Annotated in this window: 28 protein-coding genes and 1 pseudogene; 14 read left to right on the top strand and 15 right to left on the bottom strand. The window is 71.1% G+C overall.

Going from position 1 to position 24,035, the window contains the following annotated elements:
* From Q0Q23_RS11795 to Q0Q23_RS11785, 3 genes are all read left to right on the top strand, one after another.
* A partial coding sequence (locus tag Q0Q23_RS11795; protein WP_295123711.1) for an ABC transporter permease occupies window positions 1–285 on the top strand: 285 nt, incomplete at its 5' end.
* A 119-nt stretch (window positions 286–404) separates the two neighbouring features.
* Window positions 405–1,343 carry an ABC transporter permease gene (locus tag Q0Q23_RS11790; RefSeq protein ID WP_295123716.1) on the top strand — a complete coding sequence of 313 codons (939 nt, stop codon included), beginning with the start codon at window positions 405–407 and terminating at the stop codon, window positions 1,341–1,343.
* A complete protein-coding gene (locus Q0Q23_RS11785; RefSeq protein WP_295123708.1) occupies window positions 1,340–3,619 on the top strand; it encodes a glycoside hydrolase family 3 N-terminal domain-containing protein in 2,280 nt (759 codons plus the stop codon). The genes Q0Q23_RS11790 and Q0Q23_RS11785 overlap by 4 nt, the downstream gene beginning before the upstream one ends.
* Window positions 3,620–3,679: 60 nt before the next feature.
* Here Q0Q23_RS11785 and ykgO read toward each other — a convergent pair whose 3' ends face one another.
* Window positions 3,680–3,802, bottom strand: a complete 123-nt coding sequence (gene ykgO / locus Q0Q23_RS11780) for a type B 50S ribosomal protein L36 (protein ID WP_295123705.1) — start codon at window positions 3,800–3,802, stop codon at window positions 3,680–3,682.
* 52 nt (window positions 3,803–3,854) lie between these two features.
* Window positions 3,855–4,835, bottom strand: coding sequence for a glycoside hydrolase family 6 protein (locus tag Q0Q23_RS11775; RefSeq protein WP_295123702.1), 981 nt, complete (start codon window positions 4,833–4,835; stop codon window positions 3,855–3,857).
* 126 nt (window positions 4,836–4,961) lie between these two features.
* Here Q0Q23_RS11775 and Q0Q23_RS11770 point away from each other — a divergent pair, with 126 nt between their 5' ends.
* Window positions 4,962–5,663 carry a hypothetical protein gene (locus Q0Q23_RS11770; RefSeq protein ID WP_295123699.1) on the top strand — a complete coding sequence of 234 codons (702 nt, stop codon included), beginning with the start codon at window positions 4,962–4,964 and terminating at the stop codon, window positions 5,661–5,663.
* Between the two features lie 45 nt (window positions 5,664–5,708).
* Here the strand turns inward: Q0Q23_RS11770 and Q0Q23_RS11765 are convergent, their stop codons facing one another.
* From Q0Q23_RS11765 to Q0Q23_RS11735, 7 genes are all read right to left on the bottom strand, one after another.
* The gene (locus tag Q0Q23_RS11765; protein ID WP_295123696.1) at window positions 5,709–7,025 is read right to left on the bottom strand and encodes a YibE/F family protein; all 1,317 of its coding nucleotides are present in this window, start codon (window positions 7,023–7,025) and stop codon (window positions 5,709–5,711) included.
* Between the two features lie 115 nt (window positions 7,026–7,140).
* Window positions 7,141–7,962 carry an inositol monophosphatase gene (locus tag Q0Q23_RS11760; RefSeq protein ID WP_295123693.1) on the bottom strand — a complete coding sequence of 274 codons (822 nt, stop codon included), beginning with the start codon at window positions 7,960–7,962 and terminating at the stop codon, window positions 7,141–7,143.
* On the bottom strand, window positions 7,959–8,657 hold the full coding sequence (locus Q0Q23_RS11755; protein ID WP_295123690.1) for a glycerophosphodiester phosphodiesterase: 699 nt from the start codon (window positions 8,655–8,657) through the stop codon (window positions 7,959–7,961). The genes Q0Q23_RS11760 and Q0Q23_RS11755 overlap by 4 nt, the downstream gene beginning before the upstream one ends.
* Entirely contained in the window at window positions 8,654–9,697 is a 1,044-nt protein-coding gene (locus Q0Q23_RS11750) for an ABC transporter ATP-binding protein (protein WP_295123688.1), read from the bottom strand. Before Q0Q23_RS11750 ends, Q0Q23_RS11755 begins: the two co-directional genes overlap by 4 nt.
* 11 nt (window positions 9,698–9,708) lie before the next feature.
* Window positions 9,709–10,530, bottom strand: coding sequence for an ABC transporter permease (locus Q0Q23_RS11745; RefSeq protein WP_295123685.1), 822 nt, complete (start codon window positions 10,528–10,530; stop codon window positions 9,709–9,711).
* Window positions 10,530–11,429, bottom strand: coding sequence for an ABC transporter permease (locus Q0Q23_RS11740; RefSeq protein WP_295123682.1), 900 nt, complete (start codon window positions 11,427–11,429; stop codon window positions 10,530–10,532). Before Q0Q23_RS11740 ends, Q0Q23_RS11745 begins: the two co-directional genes overlap by 1 nt.
* The gene (locus tag Q0Q23_RS11735; RefSeq protein ID WP_295123679.1) at window positions 11,429–12,580 is read right to left on the bottom strand and encodes an extracellular solute-binding protein; all 1,152 of its coding nucleotides are present in this window, start codon (window positions 12,578–12,580) and stop codon (window positions 11,429–11,431) included. Before Q0Q23_RS11735 ends, Q0Q23_RS11740 begins: the two co-directional genes overlap by 1 nt.
* A 208-nt stretch (window positions 12,581–12,788) precedes the next feature.
* Here Q0Q23_RS11735 and Q0Q23_RS11730 point away from each other — a divergent pair, with 208 nt between their 5' ends.
* From Q0Q23_RS11730 to Q0Q23_RS11715, 4 genes are all read left to right on the top strand, one after another.
* On the top strand, window positions 12,789–13,532 hold the full coding sequence (locus Q0Q23_RS11730) for a DeoR/GlpR family DNA-binding transcription regulator (protein WP_295123676.1): 744 nt from the start codon (window positions 12,789–12,791) through the stop codon (window positions 13,530–13,532).
* A gap of 91 nt (window positions 13,533–13,623) precedes the next feature.
* Entirely contained in the window at window positions 13,624–14,448 is an 825-nt protein-coding gene (locus tag Q0Q23_RS11725; RefSeq protein ID WP_295123673.1) for a ribokinase, read from the top strand.
* Entirely contained in the window at window positions 14,445–15,404 is a 960-nt protein-coding gene (locus Q0Q23_RS11720; RefSeq protein ID WP_295123670.1) for a nucleoside hydrolase, read from the top strand. Before Q0Q23_RS11725 ends, Q0Q23_RS11720 begins: the two co-directional genes overlap by 4 nt.
* A 60-nt stretch (window positions 15,405–15,464) precedes the next feature.
* Complete coding sequence (locus tag Q0Q23_RS11715) at window positions 15,465–16,106, top strand: NADPH-dependent F420 reductase (protein WP_295123667.1); 642 nt, start codon at window positions 15,465–15,467, stop codon at window positions 16,104–16,106.
* Window positions 16,107–16,151: 45 nt separating this feature from the next.
* Here the strand turns inward: Q0Q23_RS11715 and Q0Q23_RS11710 are convergent, their stop codons facing one another.
* The 6 genes from Q0Q23_RS11710 to Q0Q23_RS11685 form a co-directional block, all read right to left on the bottom strand.
* Window positions 16,152–16,823 carry a class I SAM-dependent methyltransferase gene (locus tag Q0Q23_RS11710; protein ID WP_295123664.1) on the bottom strand — a complete coding sequence of 224 codons (672 nt, stop codon included), beginning with the start codon at window positions 16,821–16,823 and terminating at the stop codon, window positions 16,152–16,154.
* Window positions 16,820–17,332, bottom strand: coding sequence for an SRPBCC family protein (locus tag Q0Q23_RS11705; protein WP_295123661.1), 513 nt, complete (start codon window positions 17,330–17,332; stop codon window positions 16,820–16,822). The genes Q0Q23_RS11710 and Q0Q23_RS11705 overlap by 4 nt, the downstream gene beginning before the upstream one ends.
* 85 nt (window positions 17,333–17,417) lie before the next feature.
* Window positions 17,418–18,377 (bottom strand): diacylglycerol kinase family protein, encoded by a 960-nt coding sequence (locus Q0Q23_RS11700; protein ID WP_295123658.1) that lies wholly within the window; start codon window positions 18,375–18,377, stop codon window positions 17,418–17,420.
* Window positions 18,378–18,442: 65 nt separating this feature from the next.
* Window positions 18,443–18,910, bottom strand: coding sequence for a MarR family winged helix-turn-helix transcriptional regulator (locus tag Q0Q23_RS11695; RefSeq protein WP_295123655.1), 468 nt, complete (start codon window positions 18,908–18,910; stop codon window positions 18,443–18,445).
* 27 nt (window positions 18,911–18,937) lie between these two features.
* Entirely contained in the window at window positions 18,938–19,480 is a 543-nt protein-coding gene (locus Q0Q23_RS11690) for a MarR family winged helix-turn-helix transcriptional regulator (protein WP_295123652.1), read from the bottom strand.
* A 35-nt stretch (window positions 19,481–19,515) separates the two neighbouring features.
* On the bottom strand, window positions 19,516–19,875 hold the full coding sequence (locus Q0Q23_RS11685; protein ID WP_295123647.1) for a hypothetical protein: 360 nt from the start codon (window positions 19,873–19,875) through the stop codon (window positions 19,516–19,518).
* Window positions 19,876–20,082: 207 nt separating this feature from the next.
* Here Q0Q23_RS11685 and Q0Q23_RS11680 point away from each other — a divergent pair, with 207 nt between their 5' ends.
* The 6 genes and pseudogenes from Q0Q23_RS11680 to Q0Q23_RS11655 all read left to right on the top strand — a co-directional run bounded on the left by Q0Q23_RS11680 (window position 20,083) and on the right by Q0Q23_RS11655 (window position 23,947).
* On the top strand, window positions 20,083–20,424 hold the full coding sequence (locus Q0Q23_RS11680; protein WP_295123644.1) for a hypothetical protein: 342 nt from the start codon (window positions 20,083–20,085) through the stop codon (window positions 20,422–20,424).
* Window positions 20,421–20,648, top strand: coding sequence for a hypothetical protein (locus Q0Q23_RS11675; RefSeq protein WP_295123641.1), 228 nt, complete (start codon window positions 20,421–20,423; stop codon window positions 20,646–20,648). The genes Q0Q23_RS11680 and Q0Q23_RS11675 overlap by 4 nt, the downstream gene beginning before the upstream one ends.
* Before the next feature lie 6 nt (window positions 20,649–20,654).
* Window positions 20,655–21,521, top strand: coding sequence for a DUF1206 domain-containing protein (locus Q0Q23_RS11670; protein ID WP_295123638.1), 867 nt, complete (start codon window positions 20,655–20,657; stop codon window positions 21,519–21,521).
* A gap of 232 nt (window positions 21,522–21,753) precedes the next feature.
* Window positions 21,754–21,894, top strand: a pseudogene (locus Q0Q23_RS11665) (family 1 glycosylhydrolase); the annotation flags it as partial.
* 326 nt (window positions 21,895–22,220) lie between these two features.
* Window positions 22,221–22,619, top strand: a complete 399-nt coding sequence (gene paaI / locus Q0Q23_RS11660; protein ID WP_295123635.1) for a hydroxyphenylacetyl-CoA thioesterase PaaI — start codon at window positions 22,221–22,223, stop codon at window positions 22,617–22,619.
* A 14-nt stretch (window positions 22,620–22,633) separates the two neighbouring features.
* Complete coding sequence (locus Q0Q23_RS11655; protein WP_295123632.1) at window positions 22,634–23,947, top strand: AMP-binding protein; 1,314 nt, start codon at window positions 22,634–22,636, stop codon at window positions 23,945–23,947.
* The last annotated feature ends 88 nt before the right edge of the window (window positions 23,948–24,035 follow it).

Below are 24,035 nucleotides of genomic sequence, written 5' to 3'. Positions count from 1 at the left end.
AACCGGCGCGTGCTGTGGCGCTACGCCGCCCGCAACGCGGTGCTCCCGCAGATCCAGAGCTTCGCGCTCGCCATCGGCTTCATCGTCAGCGGGACGATCGTCATGGAGATGGTCTTCTCGTATCCCGGCATCGGCCTGCTCCTGCTCAACGCGACGAACGCGAAGGACTACGCGCTGATGCAGGGCATCTTCCTCGTGCTGGTCCTGGCGGTGCTGATCGCGAACATCGTCGCGGACATCGCCTACGCCATCCTCGACCCGCGCACTCGTCAGACGGAGGCCTGATCATGACCATCCCCACCTCCACCGGTGTCGGCACCCCGGAGACCGTGGCCGTGCTGGCCGTGGACACGAAACCTCGGAAGAAGACCACGTTCTGGTCGCAGCTGAAGGTCTCGCTGGCCATGTTCAGCAACCCGAAGTCGGCCGCCGGCCTCATCATCATGGGCGTCTTCATCCTCGTCGCCGTCTTCGCGCCGTGGATCGCTCCCTACGACCCGAACGCGCAGCATCTGAACGAGACGCTTCAGCCGCCGTCGTTCACGCACCTCCTCGGCACGACCCACATCGGGCAGGACGTGTTCAGCCAGCTCGTCTACGGGACCCGCGGCGTGCTCGTCGTCGGCTTCCTGGCCACGATCATGGCCACTGTCGTCGCGATCATCGTCGGCGTCACCGCGGGATACCTGCGCGGATGGAAGAGCGAGTCGCTGTCGGCGCTGTCGAATGTCTTCCTGGTCATCCCCGGCCTGCCGCTGATGATCATCGTCGCCTCGCAGTTCCAGGACCCGCCGCTCGCGCTCATCGCCGCCGTCCTCGGCCTGACCGGCTGGGCGTGGGGTGCGCGCGTGCTGCGCGCGCAGACCATGTCGCTGCGCAACCGCGACTTCATCCAGGCCGCCCGGGCGAACGGCGAGCCGCTGTACCGCGTCATCCTCGTTGAGATGCTGCCCAACCTGCTGGCGATCATCGCGTCGAGCTTCGTCGGCACGATGACGGCCGCGGTGCTGGGCCTGACGACGCTCGCGTTCATCGGTGTCATCCCGGTCTCGAATCTGAACTGGGGGACCATCCTGTTCTGGGCGCAGCAGAACAACGCCTTCCCCGACTACTGGTGGTGGTACGTCCCCGCCGGACTGTGCATCGCGCTGCTCGGCGTCTCGCTCGCACTGATCAACTTCGGCATCGACGAGTACGTCAACCCGCGCCTGCGCTCGGCCGGCGAGCGTGCGCGGGCTATGAAGCGCAAGGGCATGAACATCAACGCCGCCGTCACCCAGGTGCGCACCGAGTCCACCGCGGCCGCGCAGGCCGCAGCATCCCCCGAAAGCAATACCGCATGACAACGATCCTTCCGTCCACCACCGGTGATCTCGAAAGGGAGGCCCTTCCGTACCTGGACCCGTCGCTCACGACAGCGGAGCGCGTCCGTGACCTCCTCGGCCGCATGACGCTCGAGGAGAAGGTCGGGCAGATGCTCCAGCTGGACGCGCGCGACGACCTCCGCGACCACGTCCTGCGGCGCCACGTCGGTTCGATCCTGCACACCTCGCCGGAGCGCATCCTGGAGGCCAACCGGCTGACCGGCGAGACCCGCCTGCGGATCCCGCTGCTCGTCGGCGAGGACTGCATCCACGGTCACTCGTTCTGGCCCGGCGCGACCATCTACCCGACGCAGCTCGGCATGGCCGCGTCGTGGGACGCCGAGCTGATCGAGCGCGTCGCCCGCGCCAGCGCGGAGGAGGTCGCCGTGACCGGCGTGCACTGGACGTTCTCGCCCGTGCTCTGCATCGCGCGCGACCTGCGCTGGGGACGGATCAGCGAGACCTTCGGGGAGGACCCGTTCCTCATCGCTGAGCTCGCCGGCGCCATGGTGCGCGGGTACCAGGGCGACGGCCTCGACGACCCGACCGCGATCCTCGCGACGGCCAAGCACTTCGCCGGATACTCCGAGACCCAGGGCGGCCGCGACGCGAGCGAGGCCGACATCTCCCGGCGCAAGCTGCGCAGCTGGTTCCTGCCGCCGTTCGAGCGCGTCGCCCGCGAGGGCTGCCGCACGTTCATGCTCGGCTACCAGAGCACCGACGGGGTGCCGATCACGATCAACGACTGGCTGCTCAGCGAGGTGCTGCGCGGTGAGTGGGGCTACACCGGCACCCTCATCACCGACTGGGACAACGTGGGCCGGATGGTGTGGGAGCAGAAGGTCCAGCCCGACTACGCCCATGCTGCGGCCGCGGCCGTGACCGCGGGGAACGACATGGTCATGACGACCCCGCTGTTCTTCGAGGGGGCCCTGGAGGCCGTCGAGCGGGGGCTGCTGGACGAGGACGCCTTCGACGCGGCCGTCGCGCGCATCCTGACCCTCAAGTTCGACCTCGGGCTGTTCGAGGACCCCCGACTGCCGTCCGCGGCTCTGGACGAGGTGGTCGGCAGTGCCGCGCACGCCGAGCTGAACCTCGAGATCGCGCGCCGCTCGATCGTGCTGCTGGAGAACGACGGGACGCTGCCGCTGGCGGCGCCGGCGCCGCAGCAGGCCCCGCTCCGTGTCGCGCTCGTCGGGCCGCTCGCCGACGACGCGCAGACGCAGCTCGGCGACTGGGCGGGCGGCTCCGGACAGGCGGGCTGGCTCGACGGCCAGCCGCGGGAGATGATCACGACGGTTCTCGACGGCCTCCGGGCGATCGAGGGGTGGAGCGTGCAGCATGCCCGCGGCGCCGACATCCTGACGCTCGAGGACGACCCGCGCGGCACGACGTTCCCCGACGGCCAGCCGCGGCCTCCCGTGGTCGTGCCGTCGCCGCCGGACCAGCGGCTGATCGCCGAAGCCGTCGCCGCCGCGGAGGCCGCCGATGTGGTCGTCGCCGTCGTCGGCGACCGGATCGAGCTCGTCGGCGAGGGCCGCTCGACGGCGACACTGGAGCTGATCGGCGGCCAGAACGCGTTGCTCGACGCCGTCATCGCGACCGGCACGCCGGTGGTGGTGGTGCTGCTGGCCTCCAAGCCGCTGGTGCTGCCGCCGTCGGCCGCGAAAGCCGCGGCCGTGCTGTGGGCGGCGAACCCCGGCATGCTGGGCGGTCAGGCGATCGCCGAGATCGTCGCCGGCCGGGTCGAGCCCTCCGGTCGCCTCCCGATCTCGTTCGCCCGCCACGTCGGCCAGCAGCCGACGTACTACAACCAGATCCGCGGCCAGCACGGCGACCGGTACGCCGACCTCACCCAGGCGCCGGCGTGGGCGTTCGGCCAGGGCCTGTCGTACACGACGGTGGAGTACAGCGACCTGGCGATCGCGGACGACGCGCTCGGCGTCGGGGATGAGATCGTCGCGGAGGTGACCGTCGCCAACACCGGCGACCGTCCCGCGCGCGAGACCGTGCAGGTGTACGTGCGCGACAAGGTCACGAGCGTCTCCTGGGCCGACACCGAGCTGAAGGCGTACCGCCAGGTCGACCTCGCGCCGGGCGAGACCAGGCGCGTGACCCTGCGACTCCCGGTCGCGGACTGCACGATCGTTGACGCGGCGGGCTGCCGCCAGGTGGAGCCGGGGGAGTTCGAACTGCTCGTGGGCCCCTCGTCGCGCGAGCGGGACCTGCTGGTGGCGGGGTTCGGGGTGCGCTGACCCGGAGCGACGCGAAAGGGCGCAGGATCCACGATCCTGCGCCCTTCACCCCGCGTTCGCTCAGCCCTGGCGAGCCTTGATCCGCGGGTTCTTCTTGTTGATGACGAATGTACGGCCGCGGCGGCGCACCACCTGCGAGCCGGGCATCGCCTTGAGCGATCCCAGTGAGTTCCGAACCTTCATGACTGACCTCCCTTATTGAAACCTGTTCTCAATAACGCGGGAGGCGGCCGGATTATGCCCCGCGCCCCCGCACCAGCGCCTCCGCCCCGCTCTCGAACCAGGCGCCGGCGCTCGGGCCGCCGTTGCACGTGCCGTCGCTGGCGCCGGGGTGCTTGACCCAGAGCAGGGCGTCGAGTTTGCTCGCGGGGGACTGGGTGATCTGCGGGTTCTGGCCGAGCGCGGCGCCGGGCGGGTTGCACCAGGTGCCCGTCCAGCCTGCGCCGTTGCGGGAGACGTCGATCACGAAATGCTTCCACCCGACGCGGGAGGACAGTTTGCCGGCATAGTCGCGCTCGGCTTGCGTGGTGTCGAAGTTCGAGACGTTCGTGAAGAAGCCGCGGGCGTCGGCGATGCCCGCCGCCTTCAAGTAGCCCGCCTGCACGTCCGGGCTCAGCCAGCGCGCGTTGCCGCCGTCGAGGTAGGTGCTCAGCCCGGCGGCGCCCAGCATGCTCACGGCGGAGCGGATCAGGGGGAGTCGGGTGTTCGCTACGCCGGCGCACTTCGGGCTCGGCAGCATGGAGAGGGAGTCCGGCTCGATCAGCACCACCGCACGGCTCCCGGCCAGGGCGGCGGCGAGGTGCCGGTTCCAATCGAGGTACCGGCTCGGCGCGAAGCCGCCGGCGGAGTAGTCTCCGCAGTCGCGGTCCGGGATCGCGTAGGTGACGAACACCGGCGTCGCGCCCTGCGCGGCCGCGGCGCGCAGGTGCCGCCGGATCACGCTGTCGAGCAGCGCCGGGGAGTACCAGTCGCCCAGCCAGACGGCGGTGGGCTGGCTCGCGATCCGGTCGATCAGCGCGGCCCTGTGCGTGTCGCCGGTGGCGGCCAGCCGGTCGGCCACCCGACGGGCGTCGCTGTTCGGGTCCACGTAGAGGCGGCCGGCGAAAACGGGGTCGCCCGCCCGGTCGGCGGTGTACTGGCCGGTCGGAGCGGCCGGTGCCCACAGCAGCGCGGCAGCCAGCACTGCGCCGATCAGCGAGGCGATGACTGTACGCATACCGGCACTATCGGCGATTTCGGCGCGAAGGTCAGCACTTCGCGGCGAATCGTTTCCTGAAGATCCACAGACGTTTCGTATCGGGCGCGCGGCGGGACCACAGCCGTTCCTTGGTTGACTGGGCAGGTGAACGACTCTTCGCAGCGCGACCGGCGGCTCGCGGCGCAACAGCAGGCGGCCGAACGGCGGCGACAGGAGGCGCGTCGGGCGCGTCGGCGGCAGTTCGCCCTCGCCGGCGGTGTCGTGGTCGCCGTGCTGGTCGTCGCCGGGATCATCACCGCCGTCGTCGTCAACGGCAAGCCGTCGGCCACCGCGGCCTCCGGCCCGGCCACGGCCACCAGCTCGCCGCCGACCGGCACCTGGTCGGCTCCCGCCGACGTGGAAGCCGGCGTGAAAGCCGCGGGACTCCAGATGCTGACAGCGGAGGGCACAGCGCTGCACATCCACCAGCACCTGACTGTCACCGTCGACGGCGCGCACGTCGTCGTTCCGGCAGGCCTGGGGATCGACGAGGCGCAACAACGGATCTCGCCCATCCACACCCACGACGAGTCCGGGATCATCCACGTCGAGTCCCCGACCGTGCAGACCTTCACGCTCGGCCAGGTGTTCGACGAGTGGCAGCAGAAGCTGGGACCGGGACGCGTCGGCCCGTATCGCGATGGCGTCGACGGCCAGACCGTCACCGTCTTCGTCGACGGCACGGCGCACGCGGGCGACCCACGAGCCATCGAACTCACCTCGCACGAGGACATCGACATCATCGTCGCGAAGGCGGGCACAGCCGTCTCCGCGCCGAAGGCTTTCAGCTGGCCGGCTGGCTACTGAGGCGTCGCGTCCCCGGCCTCCGCGGCCTCCGCCCCCGCTGCCGCGTCAGTACGGCCGCACCGGCTCCTCCACGCGCGCCGGGCGCGGGATGAAGGAATACCAGCGCAGCTTGATTGCGTCGAGGAGGCGGTTCTCCTCCGCGCCGACGACCTCCGCCGGCACGAGGGCGGCAGCGATCGCAGTGGTGACGGGCACGGCGAGCACCAGCCCGATCCCGCTGCACAGGGTGCGCACGACCTCCGCGGCGAGGTCCTCCTGCGACAGCAGGCTGAGGGCCGAACGGTCGTACAGGTACAGGACGATGAGCACCACCATCGCGGCTCCCGCGTAGGCGAAGGCGATCGTGTAGATCGTGGACGCGATGTGGTCGCGGCCGATCCGCATCGCGCGGGCGAACAGCTGCCGCCGCGACAGGGCGGGGGAGGCCGCCCGGAGCTCCCACACGGCGGACGCCTGCGTCACCGTCACGTCGTTGAGCACGCCGAGCCCGGCGATGACGATCGCGCAGGTGAGCACCCCGCGGAAGTCGATCTGCGACGCACCGGCGAGCATGCCTCCGACGTCTCCCGTCACGCCGGTGAGGTGGGTCGTCGTGACCGCCAGCTGGGCAATCCCGGCCGTGAGCCCGATCCCGAACAGCGTGCCGAGCAGGGCGACGCTGGTGCGCACGGAGGGGCCGTGCGCGAGGTAGAGCACCACGAACATGATCGCGGAGCCGCCGACCACTCCCACCGCGAGGCCGGGCCGGCCGCTGATCAGGGCGGGCAGGATGAACTCGACCAGCATGAACCCGGCGAAGGCCAGCGAGATCAGCGCCATGAAGCCGCGGAGCAGCCCCACGGCGACGACCACGATCGCGAAGACGATCACCCAGGCCCACAGCGGCTGGTCGCGGATCACCCCGTTCACCGTGATCCCCTGGGTCCCGTCCGATCCCGAGGCCTGCGGCGGTACGACCAGCTCCAGCTCGTCTCCCGCATGCAGCCCGGCCGTCGCGTACGGCCAGAGCAACGGGACGGCGAGCGTGCGGCCCTCGCTCCGGCCCTGGAGCAGGATTACCTTCGCGAGCTGGCACGAGCGGGTGTCCCCGGGGGCCGAGGAGGCGGCAGAACCCGACGAGAAGTAGCCGGGGCAACCGTCCTGCAGGGCCACGATCCGCCCGGTGGGGAAGGTCGTGCCCTTCGGTGCGAACTCCAGCTTCGACGACACCCCCGCGACCTTGCTCTGATCGGGCCAGAGCAGTGCCAGGCCGGCCGCCGTCGCCAGCGCGGCCGCTATCAGCACGACCGCGATCAGCGTGCGGAGCGACCGCCCGGCCCGCGGAGTGCGACCGGTCGGGACGTGCGAGTGGGCGTGGGCCATCGGAGCTCCGATCGGGGCGTGGAAGGGTGCGGCACGTGACTCTAGTGCGGACTCCTGGGAGACAGAGTCGGGGGCGTGCGGTGCGTCTCCCGTTTCTCTCACGAACGACCTCGCGCTACGCCGTCACCCCCCGATCCCTGGCGTCCTTCCACAGCCCGAACAGCTCGTCGGCGACCTCCGGCGCGGCCACGAGGATCCCGCCGGTAGCGGGGAAGAGCGTCGGCCGGCCGTCGTGACCGAGCACCGCGGCGCCGGCCTCGCGGGCGACGAGCACCGCGGCCAGATGGTCGACCGGGCTGAAGCGGTGGACGATCCCGCCGATGCCGCGGCCGGCGGCCGGGGCGAGCAGGGTGAGGGTGCCCGAGCCCATCACCCGCAGCGTGCAGAACGCGGTGGACAGCGACTGAGCGAGCTCCCGCAGGCCGGTCCAGGCGCGGTGGCCCGCGAGCTCGCTGCCCACCACGCCGCCGGTCAGCGAGCCGCCGGGGCCGATCACGAGCGGCTCGCCGTCGCGACGGGCACCCCGCCCCGCGACGGCGTCGAACAGGGCGTCGTGCCACGGGTCCGCCACGACGCCGACCAGCGGGCGGTCGTCGACGGCGAGTGCGAGCGAGAACGCCGTCCACGGGATGCCGTTGGCCAGGTTCGTGGTCCCGTCGACCGGGTCGAGGTACCAGGTCGGACGCCCGGCGACCGCCTCGCCGCCGAACTCCTCGCCCACGAACGCGTGCTCCGGAAAGGCGCGGCGCACCTGCTCCCGGACGTACTGCTCGATCGACCGGTCGAGGTCGGTGACCAGGTCGGCCGGGTCCGCCTTGGTCGTGACGGCGGTGACCGGATGGGTCCTGGTCCGCTCGATCGCCCAGGCGCCCAGCTCCACCGCCAGGGTGTGGGCGGCGGCGAGTTCGGCGGCGCTGATCGCCTCACCGCGGTTCACCGGACGACCTCCGTCCGCATCGCCAGCAGCCGGTCGAGCCGGTTGGTCGTGATCGTGTCGACGCCGAGGTCGATCGCGCGGGCGAGATCGTCGGGTTCGTCCAGGGTCCAGGCGGTCACGGTCAGGCCGAGGTCGTGCACGCCACGGACGAACGTCTCGTCGGCGATCGGGAACGGCACGTTGACGGTCACCGGGTCGAGCTCTGCGAGCTCGGCGGAGGTGGGGACGCGCAGCTGCCGCCACGGCAGCCAGACCCGCGCGGAGACGTCGAGGTCGCGCAGCACACGCATCCCGTCGAGGTCGCCGCACCAGTCGACCGTCGTGCCGGTGGCGGCGGCGAACGCCGACGCCACCGCGTGCGCCGGAGCCGCGAACCGGGCGTCGTCCATGTCGATGACCAGCCGGCTCGCGGCGCCGTCGAAGAGCGGCAGCAGGTCGGCGAGCAGCGGGGGTCGCTCGTCCGGCGCGCCGAACGCGTCGAGCTCGGCCGCGGTCACCTCGTCGATGGGCCGAGGGTCTCCCCAGAGCCGTTCGAGCGTGGGGTCGTGCAGGACCACCACCTCGCCGTCGGCCGTCAGCCGCACGTCGACCTCCACGATCTCGGCGCCCTTGGCGATGGCGGAGCGGACGGCGGGGAGGGTGTTCTCGCGGTGCGCCGAGGAGTCGCCGCGATGGGCGGAAGCTCTCGCGCTCATGCGACCACCGCCTCGGGCTGGCGCACGAGCCGGCCGTCCCGGTAGACCAGCGCCGCCTCGATGGCGGCGAAGCCGACGGCGCCCACCTGCGGCGGCGGCCCCGACTCGAACGCCGACAGGGTCACATCGTCGCGGCGCAGGCGGAGCTCGTGGAAATGGCCGTGCGGCACCACACGCTCGACCGTCGCCCGCAGAGCGCCGGGACGCGGCGTCGCCGTGAACGCGACGCTCTCCGGCCGCACGCCGACCACGCCGGGTCCGTCGACGATCCGGACACCGTCGAAGTCGCCGTCGAAGCGGTTCAGCGAACCGATGAAGGTGGCGACGAACTCGGTCTCGGGACGCGCGTACAACTCGGCGGGCGTCGTGAACTGTTCGATGTGGCCCGCGTTCATGACGGCCACGCGGTCGGAGATCGAGAGCGCCTCCTCCTGGTCGTGGGTGACGATGACGGTCGTGATGCCCAGCCGCTGCTGGAGGTCGCGGATGTCTTCGCGCACCTTGACCCGCAGCTTGGCGTCGAGGTTGCTGAGCGGCTCGTCGAGCAGCAGCACATCGGGCTCCTGCACGAGCGCGCGGGCGAGCGCCACGCGCTGCTGCTCGCCGCCCGAGATCTGCGGGGGCCGCGAGTCGCGGTGGTGCAGCAGGTTCACCAGGCCGAGCATCCGTTCGACACGCTCGGCGATCTCCGCCCGCGACAGCCGGCGCAGGCGCAGCGGATACGCCACGTTCTTGGCGACGGTCAGATGCGGCCACAGCGCATAGTTCTGGAACACCATCGCGCTGGGCCGCTTGTCCGGGCCGAGTCGCGTGACGTCGCGGTCGGCCATCGTGATGCGGCCGCCGTCGGGTGCGAGGAAGCCGGCGATCATCCGCAGCGTGGTGGTCTTGCCGCAGCCGGACGGCCCGAGCAGCGAGACCAGCTCGCCGCGGCGCACGACGAGGTCGAGGTCGTCGATGATGGTGCGGCCGCCGAGCGTCTTGCGCAGGCCGGTCAGGCGCAGGCCGCCGTCGCCGGCAGCTTCGGTGCTGGTGGACATCGGTTGCTCCTTCATTTGAGTTGGAAGCCTTCGGCCAGCTGGCCGCCCATGACGTGCTTGCGCACGGCGAGCAGCAGCACCACCGAAGGGATGGCGAGCAGGATCGAGAACACCGCGGCGACCTGCTTGGGGAAGTTGAGGACCAGGCTGTACATCTCGGTCGGCATCGTGAGGATGTCGGGGGCGCCGACCAGGTAGGTCCCCTGGGCTTCGTCGAACGCGGCGAGGAAGGCCATCACGGCGCCGACGAGGATGCCGGGGAGCGCCAGCCGCAGAGTGACGGTGAAGAACACGCGCGTCCGGGACGCGCCGGCGTCGCGCGCGGCCTCCTCGAGCGAGCGCGGTACCGCCGCGAACGCCGCGGCGGGGATCCAGGTCATGAAGACGATGGTGCCGAGCAGCTGCACGACCACGATGCCGGCGAACGTGTTCATCAGGCCGAGTGCGTAGTAGAGCGATGCGAGCGTGGCGAAGAGCCCCATCCGCGGGAAGGCGTTGGTGGCGAACAGCCCGATCAGGAACAGCCGGCGGCCGGGGAACTCGAAGCGGGCGAAGGCGTACGCGGCGGGCAGGCAGACCGCCGCGGAGACCAGCACGACCACGGGAGTGATCAGCAGCGAGTTCTGGATGGACGAGCCGAGCGCCTGGTCGCCGAACACGGTCTGCCACCAGCGCAGGGTCCAGGAGTCGGGGAGCAGGTTCGGGTACGTCCACCGGTCGGCGAAGGCGTGCGCGCCCAGCCAGACCAGGGGTCCGAGCACGAACACGAGCAGCACGGTCGCGAAGGCAGCGGCTCCCGCGGTGCGCAGGGCGACGGAGAGGGCACGCGGCATCAGATCCTCCCTTCGCGCCGGGCGCTGCGGAAGTTCGCCCAGACGTACAGCGCGCCGATGCCCGCCGCGGCGAGGAAGACGACGAACGCCATCACGAGGGACTGCTGCGGCTGGTTGTACGCGGTGAAGTAGCTGGCGAGCGAGACGCCGAGCATGGTGGGCGCGTTCGGGCCGGTGAAGTAGGGCACGGTGTAGGAGCCGATCACGCCGATCGCCGTGAACGTCACGGCGATGACGATCGGCACGGCGCTCATCGGCAGCAGGATGGTGCGCACGATGCGCGCGGTGCCGGCGCCGGCGTCCCTGGCCGCCTCGATCAGCGCGTCGGGCACCGATTGCAGGCCGGAGGCGATCATCAGCACGGCGAACGGCAGCGACGTCCAGGCCGAGCCGATCACGATGGCGACCGCCGTGTACGACCACACCGGGGCCTCCAGCCCGACCTGGGCGAACAGGCTGCGCAGGAATCCGTCGGCGGAGTAGAACGTCAGGATCGCCCAGGAGGCGATGACCACGGGGATGAAGAGGGGGACGATGGCGACCGCCGACAGGAGCCTCGCGAGCCGGCCGCCGTGCAGGCGCAGGTACAGGCCGATGCCGCCGGCGAGCACGACGACGATGGCCGTGCTGGCCACTGTGACGCCGAGCGTCAGCGCGAGGTCCTGCCAGAAGGCCGGCGTGGTGAACACGTCGCCGTAGGCGCCGAAGGTCGGCACGACGCCGTCGGCGCGGTGCACGTTCTGGCCCACGGCCGCGACCACCGAGTTGAGGCCGCCGGTGAACCCGACGCTGAAGGCGAGCGCGAGCACGACGGGGACGCCGACGAAGAGCGCGATGACGACGACCGGGGGCAGGGCGAGCAGGAAGCCCGCCGCCGAGGTGGCGGTGGTGGTGACCATTATTTGCCGGGGACCTTCTGGGCCCAAGCCTTGTTCATGTCCGCCGAGACCGTCGCGAAGTACGTCGGTCGCAGGTGGGCGATGTCGGCGTCCTTGAACAGCTTCTGCGACGCGGCGGGCAGCTTGTCGAGAGCGATCACCGGGTAGCCGGAGATGCTGTCGGACACCAGGCCCTGCGCGGCCGGGGTGAGCAGCCACGACACCAGCTTCTCCGCACCCGCCTTCCGCGGCGTGGCGGACGGGATGCCGAGGTAGCTGGCTCCGCCGGTCAGCGACGGGTCCGAGATCTGCGTGTAGGCGATGTTCGCCGGGATCTGACCGTTCTTGCGGCCCGTGATGAACTGGTCGCTCCAGACCGGGGCGAGCGAGATCTGACCGCTGGAGAGCAGGTCGAGCACCTGGTTGTTCCCGTTCGGGTAGACGCCCTTCTGGTACACGTACGGGTTGAGGGAGGCCAGCGTGGCGAAGCCCTTGTCCCAGCCGCTCTCGGCGCTCGGGTCGGTTCCGGTGACCAGCTTGCTGCGGTCGGCGGCGGAGAGGTTCTGGTCGAGGACGGTCGTGACGAACGCCGCTCCACTGCCTCCGGTGTCCGGCGAGTTGTAGGCGAACCTGCCGGGGTGCGCCTTGATCCAGGCGAGCAGGTCGTCGAGGGTCTTCGGCGGGGTCGGCACCGTCTTCGTGTCGTAGGCGAGCACGACGCTCGAGCCGCGGTAGGGGATCCCGCCGTTGCCGCCGGCCGTCACCAGGTCCTTGGGCACGTCGGCCAGGCCGGGCACCTCGGCGGGGGTGACCTTCGTGAGCAGGCCGGAGGCGGCGACCTGGGCCACGAACCCGGCGTCGACGAGGTCGTAGCCCGGGTCCTTCTTCTGCAGGGTGGCGGCGGTGAGCTTCGCCACCGTCTGCTGGTCGTGCAGACCGTGCAGGTCGAAGTCGACCGACACCGAGTAGCCCGGGTTGGCCTTCTCGAACGCCGGGATGAGCGTCTTCTGCCAGAGGTCTTGGATGTTGGTGTCCGCGCTGAGGAAGACGGTGAGCTTCTTGTCCGAGCCGTCGGTGGACGACGCGGCCGAGCTGCCCTGGGCGCAACCGGCCAGGGCGAGGCCCGCGGCCGTGACGACCGCGAGGGAGGCGAGCAAGCGGGAGGTTTTCACGAGGGCGCTCCTGAGGGGGGAGTGAGTGAGTGGGGTGTCGCTGCTCCCGGTCGGGGGCGAGCGATCTTCACGCTATTCGGGCTGCGCATTCTTGGCGATACGCGAGCGCCAGGTTTCAAATGAGCGCCAATTACTGTTCATTCGGCGTTCATATGAGCGAAAATGAGCACCAGGATGCTGATGTTGCTCACATCGGAGAGGAGAGCGCATGCTGACGCACCAGCGCGAGGCGGCCATCGTCGAACGCGTCCACGCCACCGGGAGCGCGACGGTCGAGGAGCTGTCCGGACTCCTGGCGGTCAGCGGCACGACCGTCCGCCGCGATCTGGAGCGACTCGAACTGGCCGGCGCCCTGCGCCGCGTGCACGGCGGCGCAACGGTTCCCGAAGCCGCCGACGACGGGTTCGAGGATCACGACCCCGACGCCGGTGAGAAACGCGCGATCGCCGTCGCCACCGCCGGGTTCATCCAGGACGGCGACGTCGTCCTCCTCGACATCGGCCACACCACACTCGCCCTCGCGCGCCACCTCCGCGACCGGCCGGTGACGATCGTGACCAACAACCTCTGGATCCTGCGCGTGCTGGGCGACGACCCGGTCTGCACGCTCATCCTCCTGGGCGGCACCGTCGGGTCGAAGCCGGGAACGCTGTCCGGTCCGCTCACCGAGCAGATGCTCGCCCTCATCCACGCGGACGTCGCCGTGATCAGCAGCGGCGGCGTGCGCCCGGACGGATCGGTGGTGACCGACCTGAACCAGGAGGCCACGATCAAGCACCGGATGTGCCGCGCTGCCGACACGACGATCCTGGTCGCGACCTCGCTCAAGTTCCCCGGCGACGGGGCGTTCCAGATCGCCTCCCTCCACGACTTCGACATCGTCGTCACGACGCCCGGAGCCGGCACGGCGACGCTGGAGGGAACGGACACGCGGGTCGTGATCGCGCGGTAGCGTCAGACCCCGGCCACCGATTCCTGTTCTCCCGACGCGACCGCTATCGTGGTCGCCGCGGCGAACGCGCCGGTGCGGGAGGGATGACGCGATGAGGGCAGCGGTGCTGGGCAGCATCAACATCGACCTGGTGGCGTCGGCGCCGCGCCTTCCGAATCCCGGGGAGACGCTCTCGGGGCACGGCTTTCGACGCGAGGCCGGCGGCAAGGGCGCGAACCAGGCGTCGGCCGCCGCCCAGCTGGGCGCCGAGGTCACGATGTTCGGGGCCGTCGGCGAGGACGCGGACGGCGACCTCGCCCTCGACACGCTCCGCGCGGTCGGCGTCGACGTCGCCCACGTCCGGCGCGTCTCCGAGCCGACAGGCGTCGCGTTGATCGTGACCGACGACGCGGGCGAGAACCAGATCGTCGTGTGCGCGGGAGCGAACGCCGGGGTCGAAGCGCCGGCCGACCGCGCGTTCGACGTGCTGATCGCGCAGCTCGAGATCCCGGTGGAGGTGGTGGAGGCCGCCTTCCGGGCGACCGACGCCTTCACCGTGCTGAACGCCTCGCCGGCGCGCGACCTCCCCGACGCCCTGGTGCGCCGCGCCGACCTCATCGTGGTCAACGAGCACGAGTACGCGGCGATCGACGCGCTCCGCAGCGCTCGCCGCGTCGTCGTCACCTACGGCAGTGGGGGCTCCGCGCTCTTCGAGAACGGGGAGCGCGTGGTCGCAGTGCCCGCCGTGGCGGCCACCGTCGTCAACTCGGTGGGCGCGGGCGACGCCTACTGCGCCGCGGTCGCGCTCGGCCTGGCGGCCGGCGCCGAGCCCCGCTCCGCCCTCCTGACCGCATCGGCCGTCGGTGCGGCCGCGGTCGCCGACCCGGCCTCCCAGCCGGTCCTCCACCTGCTCCACGACTATGAGGCGATGACATGACCGCTCCGCTCTACCTCGACTGCGACACCGGAATCGACGACGCCCTCGCGATCGCCGTGCTGCTGCGCTCCGGCGCGGAGCCCGCCGGCATCGGCACGGTCAGCGGCAATGTCTCCGCGGCGGTCGCCGCCCGCAACACCCTGCATCTGCTCGAGTTGGCCGGCCGCACGGACATCCCTGTCGCGGTCGGCCGCCACCATCCGCTCGGCGGGGCGTTCGGGGGCGGCGCCCGGGATGTGCACGGCGCGGAGGGATTGGGCGGCCTCCTGGTGCCGGAGCCTCTGGCCCAGCCGGTGACGTCCACCGCGGTCGAGCTCCTCCTCGAGCTGTCGCACCGCCACGCCGGCGAACTCGACATCCTGGCGATCGGACCGCTGACCAACGTCGCGGAGGCCCTGGCGGCCGACCCGAGCCTGCCGGAGCGCGTGCGCCGGGTGACGATCATGGGTGGCGCGGTCGAGGTGCCGGGGAACATCACCCCGGCCGCAGAGGCCAACATCTTCAACGACCCCGAAGCGGCCGAGGTCGTCTTCGCCGCGCCGTGGCAGATCACGCTGGTGCCGCTGGACGTCACGATGGACCACACCATCACGGCGGAGGAGGTCGAGCGGCTCGCGCACAGCGGCGACCCGCTCCTCCACGCGGTCGCGCTGGCGTTCGAGGTGTACCTCGACTTCTACGCGGGTGTCTTCGAGAGCCGAAGCGCCGCCCTCCACGATCCGCTCGCCGCACTGGTGGCGCTGGACGCGCTTTCCGTCACCCGCACCCTGAGCGGGCCGATCACGGTCGACACCGCTCTCGGCGCGGAGCGCGGGCGGACCACCCGCACGGACGAGCGGAGCGCCGCAGCGGGCCGCCCCGCGCACACGATCGTGGTGGCGACGGAGCCCGCGGCACCGGCCATCCTGGCAGCGCTCGTGCCCGAGGTGCGCGACTTCGGACGATCCGGCTCCTGAGAATCCGTGCAGTTCGTCCCCCGCGCGGAATTCCCGGCGCCCCTTCCCGTTCAATACGGAATGACCAACGTAGGAATCATCGGAGCCGGCCACATCGGCTCGGCACTCGCACACACCTTCATCGCGCACGGCTACACCGTGACCATCGCCAACTCGCGCGGGCCGGAGACCCTCGCGGACCTCATCGCGGAACTCGGCCCGTCGGCGACCGCTGCGACCGCGGAAGAGGCGGCCGCGGCGGGAGACTTCGTCGTCGTGACGGTGCCGCTGAAGAACTACCGCGACATCCCCGTCGCGCCCCTGGCCGGCAAGGTCGTGATCGACACGAACAACTATTACTTCGAGCGCGACGGGCACATCCCGGAGCTCGACGAGGGGACGGCGACGGTCAGCGGCCTGCTGCAGGCGCACCTGCCCGAGTCGAGGGTCGCCAAGGGCTTCAACCACATCATGGCCGGCGACATCCAGACCACCGGCTCGCCGGCGGGCACCCCGAACCGCCGTGCGCTCGCGACCGCGAGCGACTTCGACGACGCCGCAGCGCTCGTGACGTCGATCTACGAGGAGTTCGGCTTCGACACGGTGAACATCGGCCCGCTCTCCGAGAGCTGGCGCGTCGAGCGCGACCGTCCCGCCTACGTGGTGCGACAGAACCGCGAGGAGCTCGAGGCCAATCTGGCGAAGGCGCCGCGCACCGTCTGAGGTCAGCAGAACGGCTGAGGGCCGGCGCCGCAGCGGCGCCGGCCCTCAGCCGCGCCCGGCCCCGCTCGCGAGGAACGCCGTCCCGAAGCACAGGTCCCGCCACGACGGCTCGGCCAGACCCGCACGAACGGCGCTGCGGATCTCCTCCCACGGCCGGCGCGCGATCCACTCGTCGAGCGAGGTCGATCCGCCGACCACGGCGACACCGAGCCGGGAGAGCCAGCGCGGTGTGCGGTCGGGCAGCCGGAGGTCGAGCACGGCCAGGCGGCCGCCGGGGGCGAGCGCCGCCGCCGCGTGCGCCACGACCCGGCCGCACGCAGGCACCTGGGTCAGCGCATAGGTCGACAGGATGCCGTCGACTCCGGCGGGGAAGTCGAACTCCGCGGCATCCGTCTGCACGAGCCGCACGTTTGCCCAGCCGGCGGCATCCGCCCGGTGCCGCGCCCTCTCCAGCATCGCGTCGGTCAGGTCGACGCCCACGATGCGTCCGCCGGGGCCGACGGCGCGCTCCAGCAGTGCGAAGTTCAGGCCGGTGCCGCAGGCGACCTCCACGACGGTCGCGCCGGGGCGGAGGCCGAGCGTGCGCACCGCGAGCACACGTTGCGCGCGCTGAGGGTACAGCGGCACGGGCGAGAGCCGGGAGGTCACGTCGTAGTGGGCGGCCCTCCTCCGGTAGGTCGCGATCAGGTGCTCCCTGATACGGTCGGCGTCGGTCATTCAGACCCCGTTCCCGCGCGCGCGTCGGCCTCGACCGCCGCCCGGATGCCGGCCATCTCGAGGTCGCTGACCCGCTGGATCCGGGCCTGGAGGGAGTGCGCCGGGTAAGCGTGCATCACGTTCGCGATGTCGACCTCCACCCACATCATGGCAGCCGTGCCCGCGCCGCCCACCGGCACCAACTCCATGCCCCAGCGGGCCGCCGACGTGCCCATCGTGCCGGAAAAGGCCATCGCGTGTGGCTCGTCGACGGCGGTCACCCGTTCACTCCTGCGGTGGTTCCAGCCCAGGTCGCGGGCACGCTGGTCCACCCACGCGCCGGGCTCCAGCGGTCCGCCGCCGCGGATCCGGCATTCCAGCACGGTCGGCGCCCACTCCGCCCAACGGGCGACATCGCAGAGGTAGGCCCAGAGCGTCTCGATGCCCGCCGCGACGAGGATGCGGCTCTCGGTCCTGATGGTGCTGTCACGACCGGCGCGGTGCCGGTCGATGCTGTCCTGCCTGGTCATCTGCACACGGGCGGCGGCGTCCGGTGCCCGGGCGTTCGGCCTCCGACCTCCTCAGAGGGTTACACGAAACGGCGAGGGCCGCGGTTCACGACGACCGCGGAACCCGCACCCGCAGCGCGCCGGGGTCGACCCGGACCCGCAGCGCGGAGACGCGCCCGAAGAGGTCGCCGTCCAGCTCGACATCCTGCGGCCGGTTCAGCGAGATGACGAGCTCCCGGCCCTTCAGGTAGTTCATCGCGCGCACCTCCTTGTCGGCACCCATCAGCCGGCGACCCGCACCGGTGCGGCGCAGCACGCCGTTCTCCCAGAAGATCTTCACGACGATCCGCACCCAGCCGGCGAACCCCTCGGGCCGCAGGACCACGATGTCGAGGATGCCGTCGTCGACCGCAGCGTCCGGCAGCAGCAGGATGTTGGCCGGCAGCGAGCCGCAGTTGCCGATCAGGACGGTGTGGGCGTGCATCGAGTGCACCGTGCCGCCGTCGAGCTGATAGCGCAGCCGCAGCTCGTTCTTGTCGCGCAGCACCGTGCCGATCGCCTTGGCATAGGCGAGCCAGCCCGCCTTCGCCTTGAGCTCGTCGTCGGTGGCGGCGATCATCTGCGCGTCGATGCCGACCCCCGCCATCACGAGGAAGGCGCGCCGCTCCGTCCGGCCGCCGTCGCGCAGTTCGGCGACGCCGACGTCGATGGCGCGGTCCTGGCCGCCGAAGGCGGTGTCCAGGGCGTGCTCGACGTCGTCCAGGGTCAGGTCGAGGTTGCGGGCGAGCAGGTTGCCCGTTCCGGACGGCAGCAGCGCGAGGGGCGTATCGGTGCCGCGGAGCTCCTCCGCCACGGTCCGCACGGTCCCGTCGCCGCCTGCGGCGATGACGACGTCGACGCCGCTCTCCAGAGCCTCCCTGGCCTGCCCCGATCCCGGGTCGTCCTCGGTGGTCTCCAGCCAGAGGGTGTCCTCCCAGCCGTGCCTCTTCTCGGCAGCCTGGAGCGCGGCGCGCAACGCGGCCTCCTCCGTCTTGACCGGGTTGACCACGATCGCGGCCCTGCTCATCCGACTCCCCTCGACATTGCCTGAGACAGTACGCCCGTCGCGGGCGATTCCGGAGGCCTCGGCCGTCAGTCGCGCTCGGCGAGTGCGGTCAGCCGGGCGAGGAAGTCGACGACCGTCTGCGACTTCTGCGGGCCGAGTTCGGCGGCGACGGCGAGCAGTCTCCGGTGCATGTCGCCGAGCGTGTGGCGCACCTCCTGGTCCGCCCCCGGCGTCGCCAGGATGGTCAGGCTCCGCCGGTCGGTGGGGTGCGGGTGCCGCGACACGTGGCCGGAGGCGGTCAGCCGGTCGAGCATCGCCGTGACCGAGGACGACTTCATCCCGAGGTGCGCGCCGAGCTGCGCCGGCGTCGTGAGCCGGTGCTCCTCCTGTGCCTTGAGCAGGAACTTCAGCGCCTTGAGATCGGCTTCGCCCATCCGCATCGAATCGCGGGTGCGCCGGCGCATCGCCTGCTCGGCCGTGCGGTACTCCCGCAGGGAGGCGATGACGCTCACCGCGTGGGCGGGTGCCACCTCGAACCAGGGCTTGTCGCTCATCGGGTCGATACTATTCGCACGCGCAGCTCACTCGGCTGAGCGTGTTCTCGCCCGCTCCTGGCCCGCCGCAGGCTTGTCGATGTGGTCGACCGCGTCACGGAGGCGATCCATGAACTCGACCACGGTCTCCGCGTCCTCCGGCGTGAGACTCGACGCGACCTCCACCAGCTCTTCGCGCACGTCGCCCAGGATCGCCCGGTGGAGGTCGCTCGTCGGCGCCGTGGGGATGATGATCAGGGCACGGCGGTCGAACGGGCTCGGTTCCCTGCGGATGTGGCCGGCCCTCTCGAGCCGGTCGAGCAGCACGGTGATCGACGAGCTCTGGATGCCGAGGTACTCGGCCAGCTCGCGCGGGCCCACCGTGACGCCGCGTTCGTGCGCGCGCAGCAGGTAGCGGAGGGCCGAGATGTCGTTCTCGTTCATGCGCATGGTCTTCTCGGAACGGCGTTGCATGGCGCTGTCCGCTGCTCCGTAGGCGCGGATGTGCTCCAGCACGTTGATCGCCCGTTCGCGATCCGTCTCGGCGCTGAACCAGTAGTGGGGCGCTGGACGCTTGTCGTCCGTCGTCATGCCCAAGATGATAGACCAACTACAAGCTAGAGATTCTAGCGACCGGCGGAGGCCAGCCTGCCGGCGCCGGGCCGCTCGCGGCGATCGCGGTAGGTGCCCAGATTCGCCGGCTCCTCCGTGACGAGCAGTCCGCTTGCGCGACCGGCCATCTCGACCATGCTGTTGAGCCACGCCTCGTTGAGGCGCCCCGGCTCGGTCTGGTCGAAGTCGTAGCGGATCGGGATGGCGTTGTCGATCCAGAGCGACGTTCGTGCGGAGTCGATCGGCTCCTGCGGAACCCAGCTGAGCAGGAACGGCTCGCGTCGCCGCAGCTTGAGCGTGAGCGCGGCCTGCAGGTGGGCCAGCGTCCGATCGTCGAAGGTGAACCTCTCCCCGTCGTAGGTCAGCGTCCCCATCGTGGTCCCCCCTCGTCGTGATGGTGTCGCGATGAGCCTAGCCGATCGCTAGAGAATCTAGCTACATGAATCTCTAGATGCTCAATAGCCGCAAGCAACTAGCATCTGTTGCTCGCAGAATCAACCCCCCGACCACAAGTTGCTCTGGCGACCAATTAGCTAGAAGCTCTAGTTACTTCACGAAATGCACGTCTCGAAGGGGTTCCCATGACCATCGCGCTCAAGGATGTCCGCCCGGTCCTCCGCCTTCCCGCCGCTCCCCGCCGCGCACGCCGGCGTGTCCCGTCCGCCGGGCCCAGCGAGCACCTCGCCTGGCGTCAGCCGGTCGACGGCCTGTGGGTCGCCGAGACGCCCTCCGCCTACCTGGGCATGATCGAGCGCGTCGACGACGGCTTCGTCGCCTCGGCCGCCGACGGTCGCGACCTCGGTCGCTTCACCTCCGCCGCCGACGCCAGGATCGCGGTCTACGCCGGCTGGTTCCGGCGCCGCGAACACGGCGGCTTCGTCGAACGGGCGCAGGGCGTCCTCCGCAAGGTCTTCGCCGCATGACCGGCACCGAGCACGCCGTGTGCGACTGGGCGGAGCTCGTGCCCAAGCGCGCATACGTCCTGCGCTCGCCGCAGGGCGACGAACTGCTGTCGACCTACGGCGGCCCGGGTGAGGCCGCCGATTCGGCTGTCTTCTTCGCACATGCTCCCGGAGGCGACGGAGGGCTCACGATCCGCCCGGGCGACGGCTGGTCGGTGCTCAGCAGCGTCGCGGAGGATGCGTAGGCGACCATGAGCGCCGACGCGGGCGGAGCGGGGGCGAACGATGCGGGGGCGAACCGTGCAGGGGCGAACGGTGCGGCCGAGCTGCGCGAGGCTGTGCGGACGGCGGGCGACAGCAGGTTCCTCGAAGTCCCGGCCCGGGTCGGGTTCGCCGCGAGCGGGCTGATCCAGGTGCTGCTCGGCGGTCTGGCCATCCAACTCGGCGCGTCCCACACCGGTGAGCCCGATCAGACCGGGGCGCTGGAGGAGGTCGCGAAGATCCCGGGCGGCTTCCTGGTGCTCTGGATCGCCGCGATCGGTCTCTTCGCTCTCGCGCTCTGGCTGCTCACCGAGGCCATCCTGGTCAGGGGCGGAGCGGTGACAGACCGCTGGGTGCGTCGCGTCGAGCATCTCAGCAAAGCGGTGGCCTACACCGTGCTCGGGCTGACCGCTCTCGCGTTCGCGCAGGGCCATCCGACCAGCGCGAGCACCACGACGAGCCGCGTGAGCGGGGGCATCCTGTCGACGCCGGGAGGCCAGCTGCTGCTGGGGGCCCTCGGTCTCGTCGCCGGGGCCGTCGGCGCCTACTTCGTCGTGAAGGGCGTCCGTCTGCGGTTCCGGCGCGACATCCGGCTGCCGGCCGGGCTGCCGGGTCGCGGGCTCACCGTGCTCGGTGCGATCGGCTACGTCGCGAAGGGCATCGTGGTCGGCCTGGCCGGCGCGGCGTTCATCGTCGCGGCCGTGCGTGCTCAGGCGGCGAACGCGACCGGGCTGGCCGGCGGCCTCACGACGCTGGAACAGGTCCCGTTCGGCGGCGTCATCATCGTCGTCCTCGGACTGGGGCTCATCGCCTCCGGCGTCTACAACATCGCACGGGCGTGGCTCGCGCGCTTCTGACGGCGAGGCGCGGGCGAGGGGCGTCTTGACGCCGCTAAAGCGCACTCTTGAGAGCCTTTTGGGCGCCCTTCGGCGCCCCTTGGGGCTCCGGAACCTTGCGAGGGGCCCGAACGCGCGCGCGGGCGCGCCCGAGGGGCGCCCGAGGCGCGGGCGAAGGGCGGCCGAGGGGCGTCTTGACGCCCCTAAAGCGCTCGTTTAGGGGCGTTTGGGCGCCCTTCGGCGGCCCCTCGGGAGCGCGCTCGACAACTACGAGTGGGCCAGCGGCTACCGGCCGACCTTCGGGCTGATCGGCGTGGACCTGCAGACCTTCGAGCGCACACCGAAGCCGTCGCTCGGCTGGCTCGGGGCTGTCGCCCGCCGCAACGCCCTCTGACCGCGCGCCTCTCCGGGCGCCGAGGGGCGCCCAAACGCCCTTTCGCGTCGCCGAGGGGCGCCCAAACGCCCTTTCGAGAGTGCTTTAGGGGCGTTAAGACGCCCCTCGGCGGGGAGGTGATGGGTGCGCGAGCGCCGTTGAGGCACGCTTCGGCGGGGAGGTGATGGCGGGGGAGGTGTTGCGTGGGCGGCCGCCGGATGCGAGGATTACCGAACGATCGGTAAGGAAATGGGCGTGTCGCCGGTGACACGTCCGTCCACCGGCGGGTGAGGATGACGATGTCCGACGCTTTCCCGACGTCCCGGACCGGGCCCGAGGTGCGCCCAATGATGCAGCGAGACCGCGCCTCCGCCGCCCTGGGCATGGTGGTCGAGAAGGACGAACCGGGCGAGTCCGTCGTGCGGATGCCCGTCCGCGACGACATGACCAACGGCTTCGCCATCACCCACGGCGGCCTCGTCTTCGCCCTCGCCGACACGGCCTTCGCGATCGCCTGCAACGAGGACGAGCGGGTGACCGTCGCCGCGGGCGCCGACATCAGCTTCCTCAAGTCCACCCGCGCCGGCCAGACGCTCACCGCGCACGCCGTGCGCCGCAGCCTGGTCGGGCGCACCGGCGTCTACGACGTTACCGTCACCGACGAGACCGGCGACGTGGTCGCGGAGTTCCGCGGGCGCTCGCTCACCACCAACCGGGCGGCCGACGACGCCCGCACCATCGACTGAACCGGGAGGCACCCGTGCCGAAGACGACCACCGCTGCCGCCGGGCTCGACCTCGCAGAGGTGGATCCCGTGGCGATCACGCGCGACGAGCTCCGCGACCTGCAACTCAGGCGCGTGCAGTGGACGGTGCGCCACGCCTACGCCGACGTCCCGCTCTACCGTGCGAAGTTCGACGCGGCCGGAGTCGCCCCCGACGACATCCGCTCGCTCGACGACATCCGGCGGCTGCCGTTCACCACCAAAGAGGACCTGCGGTCGACGTATCCGTTCGGGATGTTCGCCGTCCCGATGGGGGAGGTGCGCCGCATCCACGCGTCGTCCGGCACGACCGGGCGCCCGACTGTGGTCGGCTACACGCAGGGCGACCTCGACCGCTGGGCCGACCTGGTCGGGCGATCGCTGCGGGCCGCGGGCGTGGAGCCCGGCTGGAAGGTGCACAACGCCTACGGGTACGGCCTGTTCACGGGAGGCCTCGGCGCGCACGCCGGGATCGAGCGGATCGGCGCGACCGTCATCCCGATGTCCGGAGGGCAGACCGCCCGGCAGGTGCAGCTCATCCACGACTTCCAGCCGGAAGCGATCATGTGCACGCCCAGCTACCTGCTGACGATCGCGGACGCCATCGAGGCGGCGGGGCTCGACCCGCGCGGCACGTCGCTCAAGGTCGCGATCCTCGGCGCGGAGCCCTGGACGAACGAGCTGCGCGTGGAGATCGAGCGCCGGCTGGGCCTGGATGCCGTGGACATCTACGGGCTCAGCGAGGTCATGGGGCCCGGCGTCGCCAGCGAGTCGGTGGTGACGAAGGACGGCCCGCACGTCTGGGAGGACCACTTCCTCCCCGAGACGATCGACGGCGAGACCGGCGAGACGGTCGCGGACGGCGAACACGGCGAACTCGTGTTCACCTCGCTGACCAAGGAGGCGTTCCCGGTCATCCGTTACCGCACCCGCGACCTGACCCGCCTGCTGCCCGGCAGCACGTACCCGGCATTTCGTCGCATCGAGAAGATCACCGGACGCGACGACGACATGATCATCCTGCGCGGTGTGAACCTCTTCCCGACGCAGATCGAGGAACTCGTGCTGGGCATCGAGACGCTCACTCCGCATTTCGTGCTCGAACTGCGCAAGCAGGGCAGGCTCGACACGCTCGCCGTGCGCATCGAACGCCATCCGGCCCTCGAGCGCGACGTGTGCGAGGCCGCCGCGGAGGTGCTCCGCCAGCGCATCAAGACGCACATCGGAACCACCGTCGAGGTTGTCCTCGCCGAGCCGGGCGACCTCCCCCGCAGCGAGGGCAAGTACAAGCGCGTCTACGACTACCGCTGAGCACTGCGCCACCACGACTCCGCCGACATTCGTGACGAATCGCGACATTCGTGGCACGAATCGCGACATTCGTGACGAATGTCGCCGC

Source organism: uncultured Leifsonia sp. (assembly GCF_945957465.1).
Taxonomy (GTDB): Bacteria; Actinomycetota; Actinomycetes; order Actinomycetales; family Microbacteriaceae; genus Leifsonia.
Note: the sequence above shows the minus strand (reverse complement) of the source record. Positions and strands in the feature narration are given on the sequence as shown.